This window comes from Enterobacter sp. E20, from assembly GCF_000801755.2.
GTDB lineage: Bacteria > Pseudomonadota > Gammaproteobacteria > Enterobacterales > Enterobacteriaceae > Enterobacter > Enterobacter asburiae_B.
In genome coordinates, this window is record NZ_CP012999.1 from 340,478 (window position 1) to 361,711 (window position 21,234).

Sequence of the window (21,234 nt, forward strand, 5' to 3'; positions counted from 1 at the left end):
GATGCACCTGGAAATGAGTGCGATCTTAGTTGGCGTTTCGGAAAGAATGCTGAGATAACGCGATCTTTTTAACTATTTGAAATTTCTGTTAAAATCGTGTTTTCGTGATTAGGGTAATGGTTAGATCCTGCGATCAATACAGCTTATCCGCAGGCTTCATGTCTGGCAGCGCTGAAATAGCCTGGCGTTTTACTTCCGCAGCGTCGATGGCTGCACCGATCCCATCGTCAATCATCGGGGTCACGCCGTCATCAAGTCGCCAGATCTGCCGTAGCTCCGAACTGATTTTCTTCTGGGCATCGGCAATCAAGGCCAGTTTCTTCACTTCCTCCATTGAAGCCGGTCCTGGGATATTGCGCTGGTTGGTGAGCTTATTCAGCGTCAGACGCAAATCACGGGAAAGGATTGATGCCACCCGGTTGCGTTCTTTGTGATGCGCGAGCATGGCAAGGGCGCGAAGCTGTCCGTCATCCAACTCCCCGCCGTTAAACTTCATTGCGCGCTTAACAATAGCCACCGACCGTTTCGGCAGGCCGGTGAGCGTCTTCACCTCTACCGCTCGCCAGCGTTCCTCTGCTGACCAGCAATAGATAAATCAAACTGCTTTGCAACATCCGGCACGGTCGCCTTCGGGTTGCTTTCGTAAAACACCCTAGCGGCTGCTTTTCGGGCTTGGCGGTCTTCATCGTCGGCAGTGGTGATGGATTGGTCGCTCATAAAAGGTTCCTTCTTGTAGGGCAACGCAGGGTACTCCCTGCGCCTCAATGTCTGCTAATTTACCATCACGCTACGACAGGGCATCAAACGACCGTTAAAAGCCCTGTAAAAACATCCCCGCCCAAGCAGGGCATCAATATATCTTTTGTAATTTATGCCCTGCATGTTGATATGCCCTCACGTTAAATGTCCTGTTCGAAAGGAACCACACTATGAAGCGCATTATCACCATTGCCGCAGTCCTGTTCCTGGTGGGGTGCGCCCATCAAGGCCGCGAAAACTACAACGCGCAGCACAATCCCGCCGCGACCACCCCCAACGAGTACGCCCAGCAAATGCGCGAATACATGAGCGGTGCAATGGCGGGTATAGAGCATGGTAAGACTTGCCATATCGCCCTCAAATATGACGTTTCAGGGCTGCTGATGGACGTGAAATCACAGGGTGGAGATCCGGCACTCTGTTCCCAGATTTTGCATTACATGACCGACCCTCGCTATCCCGTGCCTGCGGCACCGGCTGAAATGCGCAGCGCACCAATCGTGCTGGACTTCAACTCATGAGCCGGGTCTTTGCTTACTGCCGCGTGTCTACCACTGAACAGACCACGGTCAACCAGGTTATCCAGATCACCAATTCTGGCTTCGCTGTAGAACCGCATCGAATAGTGGAAGAAGTAATTAGTGGTTCGGTTCAGGCATCCAAGCGCCCCAAGTTCAATGCGCTGTTCGATAAGCTAGAGAAAGGCGACCGCCTGATAGTAACCAAAATCGACCGCTTAGGCCGTGACAATATCGACGTGCAACAGACCATTGATAAGCTGCTGGCTGCTGGCTGCTGGCTGCTGGCTGCTGGCTGCTGGTATTTCCGTTCACTCATTAGACATTGGCGCAATCGATCTGGCAAGCGCAGAAGGGAAGATGATCCGCAACATGTTGAGCGTCTTTGCGCAGTTTGAACGCGATAAATTGATTGAGCAAACCAAGGCAGGATTAGTGCGCGCTCGCGCTGAAGGTAAGAGGCTTGGCCGTCCGGTAGCTACAGGCACCAGGGAGGACGTGCAGCGCATGAAAGAACAGGGAATGACACAAGAGCAAATAGCTAAAGAGCTGGGAATTAATGTACGGACGGTACGCCGTCACTGGAAATAAAGAAGTCGCCCCACGCCGTCAGTTTCGAAGCCTACGGCGTACGGCGCAGCTCCTGATGCGTAATGCGATGCGCATATGATCCCCTTCGTGCTGGCTTGTTATGATGCGGACGCCCAGAAAGGGCTGGACCTGCAACAATGGGAAGCAGCGCCTGCAGCGTTCGCTGTGGCTCCAGTGGAGGACAACACGGCGCTGGTGAAGCTGCTTAACATGTGCGGCATCACAAGCGATGTAAAATTGATGAAGTTTTTAGCTGCCGCAGAACGTGAACGCGGTATTCCGAAACGCTGGGTTGATAAGCGGCCTAAGGTTGCGCGCGCGAGCATGCTGGCTTGATGGGTAGCCGAAACCCACACTATTGTGCGGGTTTCCCCTGGCGTTACTCCCCGCGCTTATGTAAACTGCGCGGCTGGATTCTTCCCAGCGACTTATGCGCAGAGCAATTCATGACCTGCAAACACAAGGTATTTACCTCTCTTTCACGCCGCCAGCGTCGCGCGCGCACCCAATACATCGAGACCCTGATCCACCGTGAGCGCCACCGCTGCGGAGGGCTGCACTATGATGACTGTGAGCCAGCAGAAGGGCATAACTGGATCTGGAGCGACATTCTGTTCCTGGACAAAGACTCCGCCACATAATTGAATGCGGAGATCATCACCGCCGAGCTGGCGCGCGCGGACATTGTGGAGGGTATCGCGTTCGATGAAGCCTACGCGCTCCTTAGCGAAGCTGAGAAGACCGTGGAATTCGATATCGAGCGAATCAACGACCCTAGCCGCACTTACCCTCAATTCGGTGGAGTGACGTTTTCTGAATACCTGAGTAAACGCGAGGCGGAGATCGCCCGTGACACCATCCCACCTGTTCAGTGCGGCTATCAAGTCCACCTTGGCTATCGTGGCGGCATCGGTTTAAAAATCGTCGTGGCAGAGCCGGTGCTCACACGCGAGATTATCGACAACTCGATTCGTTCCTTCCTGAAGGGCGACATGCCCAAAATAAGAGCTCACTGAAAGGCCACGATTATGCGGGTGCTATATTAAAGCTATAAATCCCGCAGACCGCCCATTCCACGCCGCCTTACGGCGAAATCCTAAACAAAAAAGTTGCAAAATAGTATACTATTATTATCATGCTTAAACTGGCAACCGCTTGCACCACAAAGGTTTTCGGTATCCCAATGAATACTAAGAATACTTTGGACACTGGAGGTGAATATGATTACACATACTCGATTCACTATCGCTGATGACTATGCCCTTTTAGGGAGTTTTGGCGTACCCGGCGTTCAAGGTAAATTCGAAGTACGCTCAAACAAGACCCGTAAAAGTCGCCCTCTGCTGATTGTCGTTCATGAGAATTGGCGCGATGCTGGCTGTCGTGAGCGCGTCGAACCAGTCGTTGTTGTGCAACTTGAAGCTGATGGCCGCAAAAAAGTCACCAAGCAAGAAGATTCAGCCTTTGCTAAGAAGATGAATCTGAGTGATTTCGGTCGTCGCGCGATTGAACTGTTTCAACTCAATGGAATGGAACACACGGCGCAATGTCACCACGGCTAATCGACGGGCACGATAAGAATCTCATTTGGCTTGAACCTGATGATGCTTGCCTGGAGTTTGCCAATATCATTGATGACGCTGGCGACGAGCATATAGCCATCCTTTCTGATGAAGATGGCATAGCTCGTCTTTACCTCCGCCATATCACCTCGGGTCAAATCTCCGCGAATTTTGTTTTTGAATTCGAACTGGTCCCACCTGGCGGGTTCCCTGCGCGTATCCCGCAGGTTGTTTCTGCATTCGTTGGTGAAGATTTCCGTAGCGTCAAACTTGCGCAACATGCTTATCAAACCGTCATGGAACACTATGGGGTTATTGTTAGCGATGTTCGCCAGACCGCAGGTGGAATGTTTATCTGGCTGCTGATGGCTGAAAACGACAATGTAAAGATAAACGTCATGGAAATTCATGGCGAGAACCTGGAATATCGCATGATCGGTGATGAGCCAGAAGCGTACACGGGCGCAGCCGAATCCCTACAACAAATTAGCGATACCATCTGGGGTGACCCAGATACGGTCATTTCTCCTGACACTTTAGATCGAATTGGCTTCCGACCGACACACCAGAACATGGAACACGTTGTTCTGGCGGCGCGCATCGCCTTCCCTACTGCATAACCTTCTTCCTTGTAGGGCAATCCAGACGCTATACTGCTTGCCACATAAGCATTCGCGCAGGAAATAATATACTCTGGTTTCTCGCTTTTCTGGCCGCTTTAGGCTTCTGTCTCGCATTCAATCTCGACCGACAAAGTAAACGCTACGAAGTAATGTGGCGCAGCTCTGGCGCAGCCTTTTAGCGCGCAGATGAAATAATCCAGGAGCTGGAAGAAATGGCTGAAAGTCATCTGCTGGGCGATTCTGATGATGAAGCCCTGGCTGAACGCGTGATTGCCCACGTTAATGATTAAAGACGCGAGAAAGAAATAAGGTACGGAGTTTAATGCTGCCGCATAAAGCGTGATGCAATGGTATGCGCTTACCCAAGCGTATTGTGCTGCGTAAATGGGATCTCTATGGCCGTCACTGAGGATAGTTCATGGCTTTTGAACACCTAAAACATCTTACCGATAACAACCGAAGCCCCCTTTTACTGGCCGCTTGTATTACAGGTCACGACTACAATGATGCGTTGATGATTCTGCGTGAGCAGGGCTGCAAGCTGGCAGACACAATTAAGGCCGGGAAGCGAATTGAAACGGGGCTGATGGCGCTAACGTGCGAAGCCCTGGAGCACAAAGCCTATAAGACTATTGGCGAGTATCTGGCCTTTGCCGGAGGTGCTGCGGCCATGCCCGAACATCTGGAAGAAATCACATTGGCGGTGGCCGAGTTGCGGAACCGGCGAGAGCGGAGCTGGGAAGCATGATCGGTCCCGTTCGTGTCTGGCGCAGGCGTCATCCGCAGAACGCATAGCCTATGAGCTGTCTTTTGAAGGCATTCACTGGCTGGCGCTGGATGAGGATTTGAGCGTTAAGAGGGTGCTGGTAGGCTGGAGAGGTGTGCGACTACGCGCCTGGCAGAGACTAAAAAGCCCCTTTTAAGGGGCTTCGTTCATTATGCGGCTTGCGGTGCCAGATGATAATCGCCGGAGCCTATCCAGCAAATGCGGTTACACTGGCCGCTAAGGGCTTCCAGAGCGTCAACAACGGCATCTTCAACATCTTCTGGCAGATCGTTATCAAGGACATCATTCAGGATGTTGAAAGCAAGGGAGCCACCTTCACGACCATAACCATCAACCATGCCGTTAATGAAGGCAAAGAGAGCCTGGCGGCTCGCCCCATCTGCGACCATCTGATTAATTGCTTTTTCGTAGTTAACTCTATTCTTCATCATCATTTTGAACCTCCCAAAGTGGGCGGGTTGCTTCTAAGTGTTTCTCATATTCCAGGATGTGCATATCGTACTTTGGAACAATCATAGCATGCGTTTCGGAATCCTCAATGAACATTAAGTGTTCATTTCCATCCAGGGCAGCGCCATTGAGGCTATAGCACGTAAGTGCTCTCTTCGGTTTAAACAAAAACGGAGGGATGTTCGTCTTTGGTGGAATGGTAAGCGAAATACCCTGTGCCAGATGGATAAAGTGGCCGTTGGTATCAAGAACAACATCAATGTTCTTCTCAACTTCGGTGGTTTCATCAACCATGACGAATGTGCGCACGGCCAGGCAATCACGCTCGCCGCGAATAATCAGGGGAGCTGGTCAGTTTCAGCCTTCATCATGCGCAGATATTTAATCGTCACTTAATCGCGTCCGGTTGCCAGTAAATTGGTGAACGCATTCTGCCGTAAGGACTTGCGCGCAGCAAGAGCCACCCTGTCAAAACGAGGTAATAATGGTATAGTTACAACATACTAATAGTCATTCGCAATAGGCGCGACGTAAACATGGCGGGGCCTCTACTCCGCAACAGAAACCGGCTTGCCGGGTTGACCATGTGCCTAATCAATGAGCACCATTAAATCCCAGCGCATGCTGGCAATTTTATTTGCCGCTATCTACCGTTTCATGTATCGTTGAAAACGGCCTTATTCGTATGCCCGCGAAAGCAAGTTACGGATTCACTATCTCACTTTAATCTGTGAGAGGCGAATCTGCGCTTGCTCAATTCTGCCTCTCACCAAACGGAGGCAACTATGTCTGACAAACCAAAATTTCCTGTCCCTGCGAGTCGCAAAATTAAAGGCCGCGCCCTTACACGTATCGATCAAGAACAGAAAATGATCAATTCTGGCTCTTTAGGCTCTGAACGCCTTCTCATCAACGTCGCTCTTGATTTCATGGAAAAGCATCCGGGTATGTCCTGGGAGCAGGCTTTGGTTGCCGCTATGGGTTACTGCGAACGTACTCATAGCTAAAAAAGGAGAGAGAGTATGGCTAAGTCAAGCGTTACGAAAATTTCACACAATGGGCATACTTATGGGCTTCAGTTTGGAGGATGGTTAAATCATAGGTACGGTGATGCTTCTAAGGCTTTGTTTGAGATATACACCAATGATATTCGCCTCCCGGATATGACTGTTGGCGAATACAAATCCGCCAAAAACGCAGAGTATGAAGCCTTGGAAAATAAACGTGATATGACGTTTATGAAGTATCTAAAGCAATCCTTTAAGAGTGAATATGGCTACGACTGGGATGAGTCCATCGAGGGCATAAAAAAAGCTATCAACGATAGCTGTATTCCCTACCTTCTTCGCCAGAAAAAGGATGCCTCTGTAAACGAAAGATCGATGGCTCTGTTTCGCGCTGCTGATAACGGCCATGTTGCCTCTACCTATTTCATTGCTACTGCGCTAAGTGATGGAAAAGAAGAGGAATGCTTATCGTGGTTAACCTTAGCTCATAATCGAGGGCATATTGGTGCAGCATACGATATGGCAGCCTATTTCGATCAGATAGGAAATACTGTCGACTCCTTACGTTGTTTAATCATTTCTGCTGATAGTGGCTTCGACATTGCTTATATGAATCTCTTCAGCATGGATTTGCTGAAGAAGATACTAAGTATCCAAGAAGGCTCTAAGCTTGATTCTATGCTAAACGAGTTGATTGATGGTTCCCATAATTCCTGCGCTCGATACTTCAAGGCAGTACGTCTTTTGGTAGGAGACACGCCAGCAGAAGGTGTTAGCCTTTTAAAGAGGTTCCGACAAAATCCGAAGAAAAAGCCTGCTGATAAAGATATTGACGATGTTTATTACAATCAGGTGGCTTTTACAGAAGAATTTGCAGATGCCGTTCTGAGTGATATTAGTTCAAAAAAACATCCCTTAATGTCATTAATGGAGAGATCTCTTGAGTTCGCAAACCCTGACCGTGCAAATGAGGGTAAATCAATTACTGTAGGCTTCAATGATTTCAGAGAGTTAGTTGGAGTCGTTAAAAAAGAACGATTAGATGCAGAGGTATGATATCTGTGCCGGACATCTGGGCTAGCATCGTGGGGTTTGCTTGGAATCCTACAACTTTCCAATGATCATCTTTATAGCCCAGCCATCGTGCTGGGCTGCTTTTAGTAGGACTGACTTTGAACATCTACCTTGCCGCCTGGTTTATTAAATATGGCGATCCAGACGCAGACTTTGACCGCATATCAAAGGCTGAATGGATTGCTGGCCGTTACATCCGTGAAAATGGGATGAGTGAGTTTGAGAGGATCAAATCCGAGGTTAGAACTGTAGATGGGGAGCCTTGTTTGCTGTTTCGGGCTATGCTGGACGGAGTGTTACCTACTCCCCCTACCCCACCTCGCGAGCCACCCGCCCCTGGCGCTAATCCTGGCCCAGCCTACATCCGATATGGTAAAAGCCAGCCGATTGATGAGAGCGAAAAACAGGCGGTGATCGAGTTCATCATGGCGAGACAGCTCGCATCCGGGCGCAAAAATATCGATCACAGAAAGACTATTGCTGCGCTGAATGCAAACGGAGTGCTGATTAACGGTCGCCGGTGGCAGCGTCCCGCTTTCGCAAGTTTTCTCGCCAACCATTTCCGCTAAATTCCATTTCAAAAGCATTGGTATTAATGGTCTTTCAGCCGATAAGATATACCCTTAACATTTTGCCGGGTGATTTTATGCACGTTAATACAGCTTCAGATGCTGAATTCCGTTCGGTAGAAGAAGAATTAGACCAATCCGTTTTTGTCGTGGATGCCGCAAGCTACGAGGATTTTACCGCCCAGCTCGAAGCGCCTGCGCAGAACCAGGAAGGCCGCGAACGACTAATGGCGACAAAGCCAGAATGGAGTGGCGATCATGAGTGCGGATAGCGACATCAACAAAATACGCGAAACATTGGATCTGATGAGCGAAACGAACAGGCTCAATGCGCAGGCTGGGCTGGCGCGCGCCAGACGCAAAGAAGAACGCCGCCATCGAGTAGAAAGCCTTAATCCGGTGGGGCGTTTTTTTGGCCGTGCATGGCTGGAGCTGATAGACGCGCCTGCGGGAGCCGCAATGCTCATTTTCCTGGCAGGCATGGGATGCTGCATTGCCATTGCCATTGCCATTGCCGCAGCCGTTTTGCGTTAGCCGTAATATTCTCGGAAGGCGGGGGAAAGAGTTTCAGAGAGCGGCTGTTTCCCGGCGCGGATACACACCACCAACCTTCCTTAATGATTCTGCCAATGCGGCCATAGATGGTTCATACGCCATTCGCGAGCTAGGGTGAATGATGCTGCACCATTCAGTAGGGTATTCAGGTGGTAGATTCGGAACGTTATCCCAAAGCCTGGACCCCAGAACTACGATTACATTCGGCTCCAGCTCACGCACCACTTCCAGGAATGGTGCATAAGAGGCTTTCCACATTGCGGTTGTAGGCGCGATACGTGCGCTCTCCCCTACAAATTCCTGCACGTAGTTATAGAAGGCGACGTGCTTCCATGTTTCGATCCGTTCTTCTTCTGTAGGGCAATCGACAGAACCGCGCAGCACATTGGTGAGCTTGGTAAAGAATGGGAGGCCAGGCTTAACCGCATGCTCCTGGATCACATATTGTGTGAAGTCTGGAGCGCTATCAATGCCGTCACCATAATGCGACTCTCCCAGCACCATGACGCGCGCGCCATAACGGCTGTTATAGTATTTTTCGCCAACGAATGGATGGAAGTTAACGCCGAGCATAAAGTGTCCTTATTCAGCTTTTGTCATCAAGGCTTTAATGATTTCGCCGCCGAGCTGACGAGTATTCATTGGATTGCCATTTGAGTTGTTCTGATCGATGCCCAGAGCCTCGGCCACGCGACGAAGAACCGGTTTAACGACTGGAACAGCATTCCCATCGCATTCAACAATGATTGACCCACTCTCTAACCGGCTAATGGTGTACTCGCCCCATTTTACGCTTTCCTGTGGTTCAGGCTTTGAGCTGTCTTCCACAACAGTGAATACTGCGCGCACGATACCTTTTTCTTTCCAGCCCCGGAGATAACCACTCCAGATGTTTGCACGGAGTGAAGAGGTTTCAGAGATAGCACGAACGTTCCATGTGCCCTGTTCGCAAGTGCCATCGGATTTAAACATTTCAACTTTGATTTGATTATGCTGGAGAACAGCGCGTTTGAAATCATCTTCATTTGAAGGGTTGAAAACCAATTCTGGCCTTTTATTCTGGTCTGTCTCAAAAGCATCAATAAGACGGTTAATCACAGCATCAGGCGTCTCAAAGCCTTTAACCAATGCGGCAAGGCGATTATAGGTAGACTCATAAATTTCAATTTGCATTTTAACGCACTCTTAAATTCAATATAAAATATATCATAAATGAAAAGTTTTATGATTAAAATGGATAAATTGAAAATCTGCGAATCTTTTACTCAGTGCCGCACAAAACTATGCAATCAATCGCCTGATGTGAATACTTCCCAGCGCGCCCAAAGGAATGCTGCGTTAATTGGTTTTTTGGTCATTGCTATCGACTGACCCTCCAGCCCTTTTAGATCTTCATCTTCAGCCAGGACGTCAGGTGTGAAATGAACACAAAGAGTCTCAGGGTTAATCGCACACTGATTTGCGTCGAACAGCCGGTGGATGTCTATACTTAGCCATAGACCATTACTCCAGTGGTCAACACCATCCTTACAATGTTCAACAAGGTGGGCTGCTTCGCAACGTCTACGCGAGCGGGCACCGGTAACTACACCTTGCCCATAGCAATTGTCGTAAACACTATCGCTGAAAGCTTTCTGGTCAGGGCGTGATAAGGCACCATAAGCCGCACGTCTGCCTTTACGTTTCTCAGGCACATAATCATCAAGCTCTGCGTCTACTGGCCGTAAATGTGGCAGAAGCACTTCCCAGCGACGCCCATCGAGTGCCGTTTGTGAGTTCTTGCGAGGATCATCATCCGGCCAAATAGCTACACCTTGATCTTTTACGGCCAAGCGGAACTGGCGCGCATCGGCATCATTCCCAGTGCCGGTTTCCTGCATCATGGCGTGAACGCTATTGAAGTTCTCAATGGGAATGTCAGTCCCGAATGGGCGAGCTATAACCTTATCTTTGATGTCTTTAGCGGGCTTTTCACCCTGCAAAGCAATAAACTCCTTTGCTGCTGCCATAAGGCAACTCAGGTCACCACCATATTCTTTTTTGAACCACTCACGGAAACCGCTGCGAGCGTTGTGAGGGATATTTTCCCGGACAAACTGCTGTGCTTCCTCTAATGTTATTTCTTTCTCTAAAGCTTCGAGTCGGGCATCTTTCAGCTTGTCCCTGAGCGCTCGCTCTTCAGCCTGGCGGCGGCGTCTGTATTCATCCTGAATACGGGCTGCCTCGATACTTGCTTTATCTTCATCGATATAAGCCTGGGCTTGCTTGGCGAAGCGTTCCATTTCGAGGAAATAACGCTCTTGATTCCTTAAATGTTGAGCCAGAATTGTTTTATCTTCATGTTGAACTGTTCGGGTGCGGATCACTTTCCATGCCCTAAGCCTCATATCACGCGGCATGCGAGCAACTTTCTTGCCTCTTTCAACCCGTTCTAGTCGGCGGCGTTCTTCAGCGATTACCGCTTCATGGGCAATTTTTATTTCGTCCAGGAGCTGCTGCTCCCATTGTGTTGAGGTGCGGACGTGCTCAACGATTCTATCGAGGCTTAGTCCACTCGCGGCCAGTTTTATGATTAATTCTCGGACGGATTTTATTACTGAGACGCGGTTTTTTCTTGAATCCAGGCGGCATAATTCATCAATAGAAGCATTGATCAATGAGCCATTCTTTTTGGGTGAATTAGCTGCTTCCCATTTAGCAAACTCTTCAGTTCTGTACATCCTTTGAGCGACTTGTTTATCGGATGCATCCAATGGAAAAAGTTGATCTATAAGGATTCGGCAGGACTTTGAATAGGCAGAGCCGTTTTCGATGCCCAGCATCCGCATTACATTTTTTGTCTTTCAATGGAATTCACTAAAGAGCCTCCAGAACACCCACACTGGTAAAACTGCGTGAGTGCGTAAAAGTCAGAAAGTCAAATATGTTTTTATTAAAGAAACACTTTAATAAAAACACATTAAATGATTACGTTAGGCAGAGAGCGCATTCCCTTGCGTCTTCACAATAACAATCAGCATGTTACTAATTTCAGATGGTCATATTGTGTACGACCTGGGGGCATAGTGAACACTTGTTCGGGGACATGGTAGACACTTACAACTAAGGCATAAGAACCCGTTTATGGAGTCGCTTATGCCCTGGGATGCGAGAGATACCATGTCATTACGTACCGGGTTTGTTTTGTTCGCCTCGCAGGACGGGGCGAACATCCGTTACCTCTGCCGTCACTACGGCATTTCACCTGCCACCGGCTACAAGTGGCTTCAGCGCTGGGCTAACGGCGCGAGACCGTGCAGCAGCAGCTGGTTAGCGTGTTTGAACGCTACGGCCTGCCGGACCGGATGACGATGGACAACGGCTCACCGTGGGGCGACACCACCGGTACCTGGACGGCGCTGGAGCTGTGGCTGATGCGCCAGGGTATCCGGGTGGGTCATTCCCGGCCTTATCATCCGCAGACGCAGGGCAAGCTGGAGCGTTTTCACCGCAGCCTGAAGGCCGAAGTGCTGCAGGGAAAATGGTTCGCGGACAGCGAGCTGCAGCGCGCCTTTGACCACTGGCGGACGGTCTACAACCTTGAACGCCCGCACGAGGCGCTGGATATGGCGGTACCGGCCTCGCGGTATCAGCCGTCAGCGCGGCAGTACAGCGGTAACACAACGCCACCGGAATACGATGAAGGGGTGATGGTCAGGAAAGTGGATATCAGCGGCAAGCTGAGCGTGAAAGGGCTGAGTCTGGGCGCAGGCAAGGCGTTCAGGGGAGAGCGGGTCGGGCTGAAGGAGACGGAGGAAAATGGCTGCTATGAAGTGTGGTGGTACAGCACTAAAGTGGGGGGGATCGACCTGAAGAAAAAGTCGATCACCATGGGTAAAGGGTGTTAAAAAGTGTTCACCATGTCCCCGAACACCTGTCTACCATGTCCCCGGACCGTACACCCCATAGGGGAGAGGGAACCGATCGGGCCCAGAGGTTAGGTTGAGGGCACCCAAAACCCCTCACAACACTGCAGCCACGCCTGCGCGCTCTGCGATAAATACACCCCTTCACGCCAGATCATCCCCAGCTGCCAGTGCAGGTCGCTCTCCAGCGGGATCCAGCGCAGCGTGTTTTTATCCAGACGCTCGCAAATCGGCTGCGGCAGGATGGCAATCCCCACGCCGGCCTGTACCATCGCCGCCAGGAAATCCCACTGTCCGCTGCGCACCGCTATGCGCGGCTTGACGTTATGCTGGTTAAACAGCGTCATCAGCTGGCGGCTGAGGGCGAAGTCTTCGTTATAGATCAGCAGAGGGTGCTCGCCGAGCAGTTCAGGTCTCACCGAGTCTAACTTCAGCCAGTCGCCGGAGCGGGGAACCAGCACGCACAGCGGGTGGCTAAAGAGCGGAAGCGTCGCCAGACCGCTCTCTTCCTCAACGGGGAGGGCGGTCATTGCCACGTCGAGCTCGCCGTTGGTGACGGCCTGCTGGACGGTTAACCCACCAAACTCCGAAATCTTCAGCTCAACGCCGGGATAACGCTGGCGAAACAGGCTAATCGGCCCGGCCATCATCATCCCCACCATGGGCGGAATGCCGAGGCGAAGCACACCTTTCTTCAGATGATTGATATCGCCCAGCTCTGCTTCCAGCTGGCGAAACTCCGCCAGAATCGCCAGCCCGCGTTCGAATACTACGCGTCCGGTGTCGGTCAGCAACAGCTTGCGCCCGTCGCGGATCAGCAGGGTACAGTTCAGTTCATCTTCGAGGTTTTTCAGCATCTTGCTGATGGTGGGCTGGGTAACAAACAACTTCTCCGCTGCGCGGGTAAAACTTTGCTGACGAACCACTTCGACAAAATAGCGCAGCGTTCTTATGTCCATGATTATTCCTCGAAACTATACCTTTGATGATTTTAATTCATTTCAGTCCATACCGTGCGCTCTCTATACTGGCGCCTCGTCTCATTTTTGAGGAAAACCCCCATGGCCGTGGCGTTAAGCCGTGTTACGCCTGCCGTTGTGCAACGACTCCAGGTCCCGGTGCAGGTACTGCTCTACGCGGGACTGTTTGTTTTCGCGGAATATCTTGTCGGCTGGCTGCATCTGCCGCTGCCCGCCAATCTTGTCGGGATGCTGCTGATGCTGACGCTTATTCTGTGCCGCGTGATCCCCCTTAACTGGGTGCGCGCCGGGGCGCGCTGGCTGCTGGCGGAGATGCTGCTGTTCTTTGTTCCGGCGGTGGTGGCGGTGGTGAACTATGCGCAGCTGCTGATGGTGGACGGCTGGCGAATCTTTGCGGTTATCGCGCTGAGTACGCTGATGGTGCTGGGGGCAACCGCCTGGGTGGTAGATAAAGTGTATCGCTTTGAAATCAGCAGGCACAAACATGACTAATTTTCAGATCAGCGTCTTGTGCCTGATTGCGACGCTGGCGATCTACTTCGCCAACAAGCGGCTGTATCGCCGCTTTCACGCCCTGCCGTTGATGCCGCTGGTCTTCACGCCGATCCTGCTGGTGCTGATGCTGGTCTTCGGCCATATCTCCTGGCAGAACTACATTGGCGAATCCCACTGGCTGCTGTGGCTGCTCGGCCCGGCGACCATCGCTTTTGCCGTCCCCGTTTACGACAACCTGGCGATTATCAAACGCCACTGGATGTCGCTCAGCGCGGGCGTGATCACCGCCACAGTGGTCGCGGTCTGTAGCTCCGTCTGGCTGGCGCGGCTGTTTACGCTGCCCGATGAAATTCAGCGCAGCCTGGCCGTGCGTTCGGTAACCACGCCGTTTGCGCTGGCGGCCGCTAAACCGCTCGGCGGGCAGCCGGATCTGGTGGCGCTGTTTGTTGTCGTGACGGGTGTGTTCGGTATGGCGGTCGGCGATATGTTGTTCCTGCGCTTGTCGATCCGGGAAGGGATGGCGAAAGGGGCGGGGTTTGGCGCGGCGTCGCACGGGGCGGGCACGGCACGTTCGTATGAGCTGGGGCAGCAGGAGGGCGTTGTCGCAAGCCTGGTAATGATGCTGTCAGGCGTGGTTATGGTGCTGATTGCGCCGCTGGTGGCGTGGGTGATGTTTTAAGCTCCCCGGCCAGAATGACCGGGGAGAAAGGCTTAGTGCGCGCGGCCCTGCTCAACGCCCAGGCCGGTTTGAGAACGGATGAACTGGGCGCGGAATTTCTCACGCTCCAGGTTACCCTCCGGCGAATTGTCGGTGGCCGAGAAGAACCAGATGCCGATAAACGCCACGGCGATCGAGAACAGCGCCGGGTATTCATACGGGAAGATAGCGCTTGCGTGACCGAGGATCTGCACCCAGATGGTCGGGCCCAGAATCATCAGGATCACCGCCGTCAGCAGCCCCAGCCAGCCGCCAATCATCGCGCCGCGCGTGGTCAGCTTCGACCAGTACATGGAGAGCAGGATGATCGGGAAGTTACAGCTTGCCGCAATCGAGAAGGCCAGCCCCACCATAAACGCGATGTTCTGCTTCTCAAACAGAATGCCTAACAGAATCGCCACGACGCCCAGCACCAGCACGGTGATTTTCGAGACCTTCAGCTCGTCGCGCTCGCTCGCGCCTTTGCGGATAACGTTGGCGTAGAGGTCATGCGACACCGCAGACGCGCCGGCGAGCGTCAACCCAGCAACTACCGCAAGAATGGTGGCGAAGGCCACGGCGGAGATAAAGCCGAGGAACAGGTTACCGCCCACCGCGTCCGCCAGGTGCACCGCCGCCATGTTGTTACCGCCAATCAGCGCGCCCGCCGCGTCTTTAAACGCCGGGTTCGCCCCCACCAGCATGATCGCGCCAAAGCCGATGATAAAGGTCAGGATATAGAAGTAACCCATGAAACCGGTGGCGTAGAAGACGCTCTTGCGCGCTTCACGCGCATCGCTCACGGTGAAGAAGCGCATCAGGATATGCGGCAGGCCCGCGGTACCGAACATCAGGCCGAGACCGAGCGAGAGCGCGGATATCGGGTCTTTCACCAGCCCGCCCGGGCTCATGATCGCTTCCCCTTTCGGGTGGACCGCCATCGCTTCGGTGAACAGGTTATTGAAGCTGAACCCGACGTGCTTCATCACCATAAAGGCCATAAAGCTGGCGCCGAACAGCAGCAGGACGGCTTTGATGATCTGCACCCAGGTGGTTGCCAGCATGCCGCCGAACAGCACGTACATCACCATCAGCACGCCAACGAGCACCACCGCGATGTGGTAATTCAGGCCGAACAGCAGTTCGATCAATTTACCCGCGCCGACCATCTGCGCAATCAGGTACAGCGCCACCACCACCAGCGAACCGCAGGCGGAGAGGGTGCGAATCGGCCCCTGCTTCAGGCGATAGGAGGCCACGTCAGCGAAGGTATAGCGGCCCAGGTTACGCAGGCGTTCGGCAATCAGGAACAGGATGATCGGCCAGCCGACGAGGAAGCCGAGGGAATAAATCAGGCCGTCATAGCCGGATGTATACACCAGCGCGGAGATCCCGAGGAACGAGGCGGCGGACATAAAGTCACCCGCAATCGCCAGCCCGTTCTGGAAGCCGGTAATGTTGCCGCCAGCGGTGTAGTAATCGTTACGGGAGCGCACGCGTTTCGACGCCCAGTAGGTGATGTACAGCGTCAGCAGGACGAAAATCAGGAACATCACAATGGCCTGCCAGTTGGTTGGCTGGCGCTGGACCTCGCCGGTAATGGCATCCGCCGCGTGGGCGGCAAAGGGAAGCGTGGCGGCGAGCGCCGTCAGAACTCTCTTCATGATGCTTTTACCTCTTGCAGTACCGCTTTATTAAGTCGATCGAACTCACCGTTCGCGCGCCAGACGTAGACGCCGGTCAGCAGGAATGAAATCACAATCACGCCAATGCCAATCGGAATACCTCGCGTCACGCTGGTCCCCTCGTGCAGCGGGGTGCCCAGCCAGTGCGGGGCAAAGGCGATCAGCAGAATAAAGCCGACGTAGATAACCAGCATGATGATGGAAAGGATGAAGGCAAACCGTTGCCGCTTATCGACGAGCTCCCTGTAGTGCGCACTATTCTCTATCTGCTGACAAATATCGTTATTCATCACAGAGTCTCCAAAGGTAAGGTAGGTTTGTTTTTAGTCCCCTCTCCCCTTTGGGGAGAGGGTTAGGGTGAGGGGAGGAAGGGGCGGTCTGATGCCCTCACCCCGGCCCTCTCCCACGGGGAGAGGGAGAAAACACTAGGAAGGCATCGCGATGGCCTGCTTCTCTTCGAGCAGTTTTTCCACCACGCCAGGATCCGCGAGCGTTGAGGTATCACCGAGGTTGCTGGTGTCTCCAGCCGCGATTTTGCGCAAGATGCGACGCATAATTTTGCCGGAACGGGTTTTCGGCAGCGAGTCGGTCCAGTGCAGCACGTCCGGCGTCGCCAGCGGGCCAATCTCTTTACGCACCCAGTTGCGCACCTCGGTATACAGCTCTGGCGACGGCTCTTCGCCGTGGTTCAGGGTGACATAGGCGTAAATCGCCTGGCCTTTGATGTTGTGCGGAATACCGACCACGGCGGCTTCGGCAATCTTCGGATGCGACACCAGCGCCGATTCAATCTCAGCGGTGCCCAGACGGTGGCCGGAGACGTTCAGCACGTCGTCCACGCGCCCGGTTATCCAGTAATAGCCGTCTTCGTCACGACGCGCGCCGTCGCCGCTGAAGTACATGTTTTTAAAGGTCGAGAAGTAGGTCTGCTCGAAGCGATCGTGATCGCCGAACAGGGTACGCGCCTGACCCGGCCAGGAATCTGTGATCACCAGGTTGCCTTCGGTGGCGCCTTCCAGCGGGTTGCCTTCGTTATCCACCAGCGCAGGCTGCACGCCGAAGAACGGGCGGGTTGCGGAACCGGCCTTCAGCTGCGTGGCGCCCGGCATCGGAGTGATCATAAAGCCGCCGGTTTCGGTCTGCCACCAGGTGTCCATCACCGGGCATTTCTCGTTGCCGATTTTCTTCCAGTACCACTCCCAGGCTTCCGGGTTGATTGGCTCACCCACGGAACCGAGGATGCGCAATGAAGAGCGGTCAGTGCCTTCGATGGCTTTATCGCCTTCCGCCATCAGTGCGCGGATCGCCGTTGGCGCGGTGTAGAGAATGTTGACCTGGTGTTTGTCGACCACCTGACACATACGCGCCGGGGTCGGCCAGTTTGGTACGCCCTCAAACATCAGCGTTGTTGCGCCACAGGCCAGCGGGCCGTACAGCAGATAGCTGTGTCCGGTAACCCAGCCCACGTCGGCGGTACACCAGTAGATGTCGCCCGGATGGTAGTCGAAGACGTATTTGAAGGTGGTGGCCGCATAGACCAGATAGCCGCCGGTGGTGTGCAGGACGCCTTTCGGCTTACCGGTGGAGCCGGAGGTGTAAAGAATGAACAGCGGATCTTCTGCGTTCATCTCTTCCGGTTGATGCTGATCGCTCGCGTTCTCAATCAGGTCGCTCCACCACAGGTCGCGCCCCTCGGTCCAGTCGATTTTGCCGCCGGTACGCTTAAGGACGATGACGTTACTGACCGTTTTGACGTTCGGGTTTTTCAGCGCTTCGTCGACGTTTTTCTTCAGTGGGATTCCGCGCCCGGCGCGCACGCCTTCATCGGCGGTGATCACCAGTTTTGAACTGGAATCGACAATACGGCCCGCAACCGCCTCTGGCGAGAACCCGCCGAAAATCACCGAGTGGATCGCGCCGATACGCGCGCAGGCCAGCATGGCCACCGCCGCTTCCGGCACCATCGGCATATAGATAGCAACCACATCGCCTTTTTTAATGCCCTTTTCCAGCAGGACGTTGGCGAAGCGGCACACGTCGCGGTGCAGCTCTTTGTACGTAATATGTTTGCTTTGCGAGGCGTCATCGCCTTCCCAGATGATGGCCGTCTCGTTCCCGCGCTCGGCGAGATGACGATCGAGACAGTTCGCCGCCAGGTTCAGGGTGCCATCTTCATACCATTTAATGGAGACATTGCCGGGCGCAAAGGAGGTGTTCTTCACCTTCTGATAAGGTTTGATCCAGTCAAGGATATGGCCCTGCTCACCCCAGAAGGTGTCCGGGGCGGTGATAGATTGCTGATATTTCTCGTGGTACTGCTCCGGGGTGATCAGGCAACGGTCCGCAATATTTGCGGGAATGTCGTGTTTATGTATTTGGCTCATGGCTTTTTTTCTCCTTGTAAGATGTTAATAATATGTCGCAAAAACGTTAATTGTAGGGGCTTTACAAGCTTTGTTTATTATTTGGGCTACAGATCACGCATTGTTTGAAGAGTATGAAAATTGAGCGAATGAAACTTTGAAGGAAAATAATTGATGCTGACGATTATTCACATTTATGTTTAAAAAAGCGTTTTTATAACAAAAGGTTATTTATCAGAATTAGAACAAACTCCCGTCATCGTCGCTTTTGTGAGTGAAACGCGTCGTTCTTTAAGGCTTGCGCAACAGGTCGCGCAAATGATACTCATACGCCGCGTTAAAAAATCCCATAAACCAACGCAACACAATTCATACCCTTTCAGTATGTCTCCCTGTTCATGCAGTTTGAGTGAACAAGGCGCTTCATTGAGGAAGTCAGTTTCTATGAAAAACGTTAAAGTCAGCCTTGCCTGGCAGATCTTAATCGCCCTTGTGCTGGGCATCTTGCTGGGCAGTTACCTCCACTATCATAGCGACAGCCGCGAATGGCTGATTGCGAACCTGCTCTCTCCAGCAGGGGATATCTTTATTCATCTGATCAAGATGATCGTGGTGCCGATTGTGATCTCGACGCTGGTGGTCGGTATTGCGGGCGTCGGCGATGCGAAGCAGTTAGGCCGTATTGGTGCGAAAACCATTATCTATTTCGAAGTGATCACTACGGTTGCGATTATCCTCGGTATCACGCTGGCGAACGTGTTCCAGCCGGGTTCCGGGATCGATATGTCGCAGCTGGCCACGGTGGATATTTCGAAATACCAAAGTACGACCGCTGACGTGCAGAGTCATGCGCATGGCCTGATGGGCACTATCCTGTCGCTGGTGCCGACCAACATCGTGGCGTCGATGGCGAAGGGCGAGATGCTGCCTATCATCTTCTTCTCGGTGCTGTTTGGTCTGGGGCTCTCTTCCCTGCCGGCGACGCACCGTGAGCCGCTGGTGACCGTGTTCCGCTCTATCTCCGAAACCATGTTTAAAGTGACGCACATGGTGATGCGCTACGCGCCGGTAGGGGTGTTTGCGCTTATCGCCGTCACCGTGGCGAACTTCGGTTTTGCCTCCCTGTGGCCGCTGGCGAAGCTGGTGCTCCTGGTGCACTTCGCCATTCTGTTCTTCGCGCTGGTGGTGCTGGGGATCGTGGCGCGCCTGTGCGGGCTGAGCATCTGGATCCTGATTCGCATCCTGAAAGATGAGCTGATTCTGGCGTACTCCACGGCAAGTTCTGAGAGCGTGCTGCCGCGCATCATTGAGAAGATGGAAGCCTACGGCGCGCCTGCCTCTATTACCAGCTTCGTGGTACCGACCGGCTACTCCTTTAACCTGGACGGTTCGACGCTGTACCAGAGCATCGCCGCTATCTTTATTGCGCAGCTGTACGGCATTGACCTGTCGCTGTGGCAGGAGATCGTGCTGGTGCTGACGCTGATGGTGACGTCAAAAGGTATTGCAGGCGTTCCGGGCGTCTCCTTCGTGGTGCTGCTGGCAACGCTTGGCAGCGTCGGTATTCCGCTGGAAGGTCTGGCGTTTATCGCCGGTGTGGACCGTATCCTCGACATGGCGCGTACCGCGCTGAACGTGGTGGGGAATGCCCTGGCGGTGCTGGTTATCGCCAAGTGGGAACACAAATTCGATCGTAAAAAAGCGCTGGCGTATGAACGCGAGGTGCTGGGTCGTTTTGATAAGACGGCCGACCAGTAACATCCTAAGCCCGGTGGCGCTGCGCTTACCGGGCCTACGGTTTTTGTAGGCCGGGTAAGGCGAAGCCGCCACCCGGCACTTTATTCTCCGCTCAGCGCATCAAACTCTTCGCATCCGGTATCAAAGCCTTCAGTGCAGCTCAGGTTCAACCAGTACAGCGCTTTCTGTTTATTGGGCGTGATAAAGCCTTTCTCACCCTGCCTGAACAACATCCCTGCCCAGTACTCGGCGTAGCCCGTACGTGAGAGTGCTGAACTTCGCTTGAACCACGAGGCAGCCTGCACGTCGTCCTGGGCCACTTCAACACCGTTGGCGTAAATCAGCCCCAGCAGCATTTGCGCATCTACCGCAGAGTCGTTGTCGATATCTTCGGTCGCCGTTTGCAGCAGTTTGATGGCCTGAGGATAGTCAGTTTTACCTGCCTGAGTGTTGACCAGCACGCGCGCCAGCATGATCGCGCCGCGTTTGCTGCCCGCGATGGTTGCCTGCTGCGCCAGTGCCTTAGCTTGCGCATAATTTCCCTGGGTAAAGAGGATTTGAGAGAGCAGCCCCATGGCGTCGACATCGCCACCTTTAGCGGCTTTCTCGGCCCACAGCGCGGCCTGCTTGCTGTCACCGGAGCTAAAGTATGTATCGGCCAAATAATACTGGGCACGGGCGTCACCCGCTTCAGCCTGTTCTTTGTACTGACTGCCAATCTCGTCGGCACGGACAAGCGATGTAAAAAGTAACAACAACAGAAAAATATGTTTCATGGGTTCTTATCATCGGGGTACACGCCGCGCAGTATAATCGCGGCGACAGAAGAAAAAAATGGGTGCATTAAGACCTCAGCATCCTGCAAGCCGGGCGGAAC

At 53.0% G+C, this 21,234-nt stretch carries 27 protein-coding genes and 2 pseudogenes; 17 read left to right on the forward strand and 12 right to left on the reverse strand.

What is annotated here, in order from left to right; translation table 11 throughout:
* Positions 1-133: 133 nt before the first annotated feature.
* The gene (locus NI40_RS01545) at positions 134-550 is read right to left on the reverse strand and encodes a hypothetical protein (protein ID WP_039262768.1); all 417 of its coding nucleotides are present in this window, start codon (positions 548-550) and stop codon (positions 134-136) included.
* Between the two features lie 2 nt (positions 551-552).
* Positions 553-717, reverse strand: a complete 165-nt coding sequence (locus tag NI40_RS24055; RefSeq protein WP_155404078.1) for a hypothetical protein — start codon at positions 715-717, stop codon at positions 553-555.
* Between the two features lie 212 nt (positions 718-929).
* Between NI40_RS24055 and NI40_RS01550 the strand changes: the two genes are divergently transcribed.
* The 8 genes and pseudogenes from NI40_RS01550 to NI40_RS01590 all read left to right on the forward strand — a co-directional run bounded on the left by NI40_RS01550 (position 930) and on the right by NI40_RS01590 (position 4,801).
* Positions 930-1,280 (forward strand): cell envelope integrity TolA C-terminal domain-containing protein, encoded by a 351-nt coding sequence (locus NI40_RS01550; protein WP_039262769.1) that lies wholly within the window; start codon positions 930-932, stop codon positions 1,278-1,280.
* Positions 1,277-1,868 (forward strand): annotated as a pseudogene (locus NI40_RS01555) (recombinase family protein). Before NI40_RS01550 ends, NI40_RS01555 begins: the two are co-directional and overlap by 4 nt.
* 75 nt (positions 1,869-1,943) lie before the next feature.
* A complete protein-coding gene (locus NI40_RS01565; protein ID WP_039262772.1) occupies positions 1,944-2,204 on the forward strand; it encodes a hypothetical protein in 261 nt (86 codons plus the stop codon).
* 110 nt (positions 2,205-2,314) lie between these two features.
* Complete coding sequence (locus NI40_RS23555) at positions 2,315-2,509, forward strand: hypothetical protein (protein WP_052206742.1); 195 nt, start codon at positions 2,315-2,317, stop codon at positions 2,507-2,509.
* A complete protein-coding gene (locus NI40_RS01575) occupies positions 2,510-2,884 on the forward strand; it encodes a hypothetical protein (protein WP_052206744.1) in 375 nt (124 codons plus the stop codon).
* A 204-nt stretch (positions 2,885-3,088) separates the two neighbouring features.
* Entirely contained in the window at positions 3,089-3,430 is a 342-nt protein-coding gene (locus tag NI40_RS01580; protein WP_039262773.1) for a hypothetical protein, read from the forward strand.
* Entirely contained in the window at positions 3,415-4,050 is a 636-nt protein-coding gene (locus NI40_RS01585; protein WP_039262774.1) for a hypothetical protein, read from the forward strand. Before NI40_RS01580 ends, NI40_RS01585 begins: the two co-directional genes overlap by 16 nt.
* Positions 4,051-4,471: 421 nt before the next feature.
* Positions 4,472-4,801, forward strand: coding sequence for a hypothetical protein (locus tag NI40_RS01590; protein ID WP_039262776.1), 330 nt, complete (start codon positions 4,472-4,474; stop codon positions 4,799-4,801).
* Positions 4,802-4,989: 188 nt separating this feature from the next.
* Here the strand turns inward: NI40_RS01590 and NI40_RS01595 are convergent, their stop codons facing one another.
* On the reverse strand, positions 4,990-5,274 hold the full coding sequence (locus NI40_RS01595; protein ID WP_127353309.1) for a hypothetical protein: 285 nt from the start codon (positions 5,272-5,274) through the stop codon (positions 4,990-4,992).
* A complete protein-coding gene (locus NI40_RS24060) occupies positions 5,258-5,584 on the reverse strand; it encodes a hypothetical protein (protein ID WP_039262778.1) in 327 nt (108 codons plus the stop codon). Before NI40_RS24060 ends, NI40_RS01595 begins: the two co-directional genes overlap by 17 nt.
* Before the next feature lie 491 nt (positions 5,585-6,075).
* On the opposite strand from NI40_RS24060, the gene NI40_RS01605 reads away from it, so the two are divergent.
* From NI40_RS01605 to NI40_RS01625, 5 genes are all read left to right on the forward strand, one after another.
* Entirely contained in the window at positions 6,076-6,297 is a 222-nt protein-coding gene (locus NI40_RS01605) for a hypothetical protein (RefSeq protein ID WP_039262780.1), read from the forward strand.
* 15 nt (positions 6,298-6,312) lie between these two features.
* Positions 6,313-7,353, forward strand: coding sequence for a hypothetical protein (locus NI40_RS01610; protein WP_039262781.1), 1,041 nt, complete (start codon positions 6,313-6,315; stop codon positions 7,351-7,353).
* 116 nt (positions 7,354-7,469) lie between these two features.
* Complete coding sequence (locus tag NI40_RS01615) at positions 7,470-7,940, forward strand: hypothetical protein (protein WP_039262782.1); 471 nt, start codon at positions 7,470-7,472, stop codon at positions 7,938-7,940.
* A 77-nt stretch (positions 7,941-8,017) separates the two neighbouring features.
* Positions 8,018-8,212 carry a hypothetical protein gene (locus NI40_RS01620; protein WP_080338174.1) on the forward strand — a complete coding sequence of 65 codons (195 nt, stop codon included), beginning with the start codon at positions 8,018-8,020 and terminating at the stop codon, positions 8,210-8,212.
* Positions 8,199-8,474 (forward strand): hypothetical protein, encoded by a 276-nt coding sequence (locus NI40_RS01625; RefSeq protein WP_039262784.1) that lies wholly within the window; start codon positions 8,199-8,201, stop codon positions 8,472-8,474. Before NI40_RS01620 ends, NI40_RS01625 begins: the two co-directional genes overlap by 14 nt.
* A gap of 33 nt (positions 8,475-8,507) precedes the next feature.
* Here NI40_RS01625 and NI40_RS01630 read toward each other — a convergent pair whose 3' ends face one another.
* The 3 genes from NI40_RS01630 to NI40_RS24245 all read right to left on the reverse strand — a co-directional run bounded on the left by NI40_RS01630 (position 8,508) and on the right by NI40_RS24245 (position 11,317).
* Complete coding sequence (locus NI40_RS01630) at positions 8,508-9,068, reverse strand: hypothetical protein (protein ID WP_039262786.1); 561 nt, start codon at positions 9,066-9,068, stop codon at positions 8,508-8,510.
* A 9-nt stretch (positions 9,069-9,077) separates the two neighbouring features.
* The gene (locus NI40_RS01635; RefSeq protein ID WP_052206745.1) at positions 9,078-9,668 is read right to left on the reverse strand and encodes a hypothetical protein; all 591 of its coding nucleotides are present in this window, start codon (positions 9,666-9,668) and stop codon (positions 9,078-9,080) included.
* A 116-nt stretch (positions 9,669-9,784) separates the two neighbouring features.
* Positions 9,785-11,317 (reverse strand): HNH endonuclease signature motif containing protein, encoded by a 1,533-nt coding sequence (locus NI40_RS24245; protein ID WP_236918791.1) that lies wholly within the window; start codon positions 11,315-11,317, stop codon positions 9,785-9,787.
* A 313-nt stretch (positions 11,318-11,630) separates the two neighbouring features.
* On the opposite strand from NI40_RS24245, the pseudogene NI40_RS01645 reads away from it, so the two are divergent.
* Positions 11,631-12,382, forward strand: a pseudogene (locus tag NI40_RS01645) (integrase core domain-containing protein).
* 89 nt (positions 12,383-12,471) lie between these two features.
* Here NI40_RS01645 and NI40_RS01650 read toward each other — a convergent pair.
* Positions 12,472-13,359 (reverse strand): LysR family transcriptional regulator, encoded by an 888-nt coding sequence (locus tag NI40_RS01650; protein ID WP_039262399.1) that lies wholly within the window; start codon positions 13,357-13,359, stop codon positions 12,472-12,474.
* A gap of 102 nt (positions 13,360-13,461) precedes the next feature.
* Between NI40_RS01650 and NI40_RS01655 the strand changes: the two genes are divergently transcribed.
* Together NI40_RS01655 and NI40_RS01660 are read left to right on the forward strand one after the other, a co-directional pair.
* Positions 13,462-13,872 carry a CidA/LrgA family protein gene (locus tag NI40_RS01655; protein WP_021242769.1) on the forward strand — a complete coding sequence of 137 codons (411 nt, stop codon included), beginning with the start codon at positions 13,462-13,464 and terminating at the stop codon, positions 13,870-13,872.
* Positions 13,865-14,554 (forward strand): LrgB family protein, encoded by a 690-nt coding sequence (locus tag NI40_RS01660; protein ID WP_023310063.1) that lies wholly within the window; start codon positions 13,865-13,867, stop codon positions 14,552-14,554. Before NI40_RS01655 ends, NI40_RS01660 begins: the two co-directional genes overlap by 8 nt.
* 32 nt (positions 14,555-14,586) lie before the next feature.
* Here NI40_RS01660 and actP read toward each other — a convergent pair whose 3' ends face one another.
* From actP to acs, 3 genes are all read right to left on the reverse strand, one after another.
* Positions 14,587-16,236, reverse strand: coding sequence for a cation/acetate symporter ActP (gene actP, locus NI40_RS01665; RefSeq protein WP_023334186.1), 1,650 nt, complete (start codon positions 16,234-16,236; stop codon positions 14,587-14,589).
* The gene (locus NI40_RS01670) at positions 16,233-16,547 is read right to left on the reverse strand and encodes a DUF485 domain-containing protein (protein WP_023310065.1); all 315 of its coding nucleotides are present in this window, start codon (positions 16,545-16,547) and stop codon (positions 16,233-16,235) included. The genes actP and NI40_RS01670 overlap by 4 nt, the downstream gene beginning before the upstream one ends.
* 135 nt (positions 16,548-16,682) lie before the next feature.
* A complete protein-coding gene (acs, locus tag NI40_RS01675; RefSeq protein WP_045143062.1) occupies positions 16,683-18,641 on the reverse strand; it encodes an acetate--CoA ligase in 1,959 nt (652 codons plus the stop codon).
* A gap of 423 nt (positions 18,642-19,064) precedes the next feature.
* On the opposite strand from acs, the gene gltP reads away from it, so the two are divergent.
* Positions 19,065-20,378, forward strand: a complete 1,314-nt coding sequence (gene gltP / locus NI40_RS01680; RefSeq protein ID WP_023310067.1) for a glutamate/aspartate:proton symporter GltP — start codon at positions 19,065-19,067, stop codon at positions 20,376-20,378.
* 80 nt (positions 20,379-20,458) lie between these two features.
* On the opposite strand, the gene NI40_RS01685 is transcribed toward gltP, so the two are convergent.
* The gene (locus NI40_RS01685) at positions 20,459-21,133 is read right to left on the reverse strand and encodes a tetratricopeptide repeat protein (RefSeq protein WP_039262397.1); all 675 of its coding nucleotides are present in this window, start codon (positions 21,131-21,133) and stop codon (positions 20,459-20,461) included.
* Positions 21,134-21,234: the final 101 nt, after the last annotated feature.

Bases quoted from the DNA above. Each gene is read 5' to 3' on its own strand.
- NI40_RS01595 (WP_127353309.1), bottom strand. From the start codon at position 5,274: ATGATGATGAAGAATAGAGTTAACTACGAAAAAGCAATTAATCAGATG.
- NI40_RS01620 (WP_080338174.1), top strand. From the start codon at position 8,018: ATGCACGTTAATACAGCTTCAGATGCTGAATTCCGTTCGGTAGAAGAA.
- NI40_RS01655 (WP_021242769.1), top strand. From the start codon at position 13,462: ATGGCCGTGGCGTTAAGCCGTGTTACGCCTGCCGTTGTGCAACGACTC.
- NI40_RS24245 (WP_236918791.1), bottom strand. From the start codon at position 11,317: ATGCTGGGCATCGAAAACGGCTCTGCCTATTCAAAGTCCTGCCGAATC.
- NI40_RS01605 (WP_039262780.1), top strand. From the start codon at position 6,076: ATGTCTGACAAACCAAAATTTCCTGTCCCTGCGAGTCGCAAAATTAAA.
- acs (WP_045143062.1), bottom strand. From the start codon at position 18,641: ATGAGCCAAATACATAAACACGACATTCCCGCAAATATTGCGGACCGT.
- NI40_RS01550 (WP_039262769.1), top strand. From the start codon at position 930: ATGAAGCGCATTATCACCATTGCCGCAGTCCTGTTCCTGGTGGGGTGC.
- NI40_RS01590 (WP_039262776.1), top strand. From the start codon at position 4,472: ATGGCTTTTGAACACCTAAAACATCTTACCGATAACAACCGAAGCCCC.
- actP (WP_023334186.1), bottom strand. From the start codon at position 16,236: ATGAAGAGAGTTCTGACGGCGCTCGCCGCCACGCTTCCCTTTGCCGCC.
- NI40_RS24060 (WP_039262778.1), bottom strand. From the start codon at position 5,584: ATGGTTGATGAAACCACCGAAGTTGAGAAGAACATTGATGTTGTTCTT.
- gltP (WP_023310067.1), top strand. From the start codon at position 19,065: ATGAAAAACGTTAAAGTCAGCCTTGCCTGGCAGATCTTAATCGCCCTT.
- NI40_RS01660 (WP_023310063.1), top strand. From the start codon at position 13,865: ATGACTAATTTTCAGATCAGCGTCTTGTGCCTGATTGCGACGCTGGCG.
- NI40_RS24055 (WP_155404078.1), bottom strand. From the start codon at position 717: ATGAGCGACCAATCCATCACCACTGCCGACGATGAAGACCGCCAAGCC.
- NI40_RS01580 (WP_039262773.1), top strand. From the start codon at position 3,089: ATGATTACACATACTCGATTCACTATCGCTGATGACTATGCCCTTTTA.
- NI40_RS01630 (WP_039262786.1), bottom strand. From the start codon at position 9,068: ATGCTCGGCGTTAACTTCCATCCATTCGTTGGCGAAAAATACTATAAC.
- NI40_RS01625 (WP_039262784.1), top strand. From the start codon at position 8,199: ATGAGTGCGGATAGCGACATCAACAAAATACGCGAAACATTGGATCTG.
- NI40_RS01610 (WP_039262781.1), top strand. From the start codon at position 6,313: ATGGCTAAGTCAAGCGTTACGAAAATTTCACACAATGGGCATACTTAT.
- NI40_RS01585 (WP_039262774.1), top strand. From the start codon at position 3,415: ATGTCACCACGGCTAATCGACGGGCACGATAAGAATCTCATTTGGCTT.
- NI40_RS01565 (WP_039262772.1), top strand. From the start codon at position 1,944: ATGATCCCCTTCGTGCTGGCTTGTTATGATGCGGACGCCCAGAAAGGG.
- NI40_RS23555 (WP_052206742.1), top strand. From the start codon at position 2,315: ATGACCTGCAAACACAAGGTATTTACCTCTCTTTCACGCCGCCAGCGT.
- NI40_RS01650 (WP_039262399.1), bottom strand. From the start codon at position 13,359: ATGGACATAAGAACGCTGCGCTATTTTGTCGAAGTGGTTCGTCAGCAA.
- NI40_RS01635 (WP_052206745.1), bottom strand. From the start codon at position 9,668: ATGCAAATTGAAATTTATGAGTCTACCTATAATCGCCTTGCCGCATTG.
- NI40_RS01670 (WP_023310065.1), bottom strand. From the start codon at position 16,547: ATGAATAACGATATTTGTCAGCAGATAGAGAATAGTGCGCACTACAGG.
- NI40_RS01685 (WP_039262397.1), bottom strand. From the start codon at position 21,133: ATGAAACATATTTTTCTGTTGTTGTTACTTTTTACATCGCTTGTCCGT.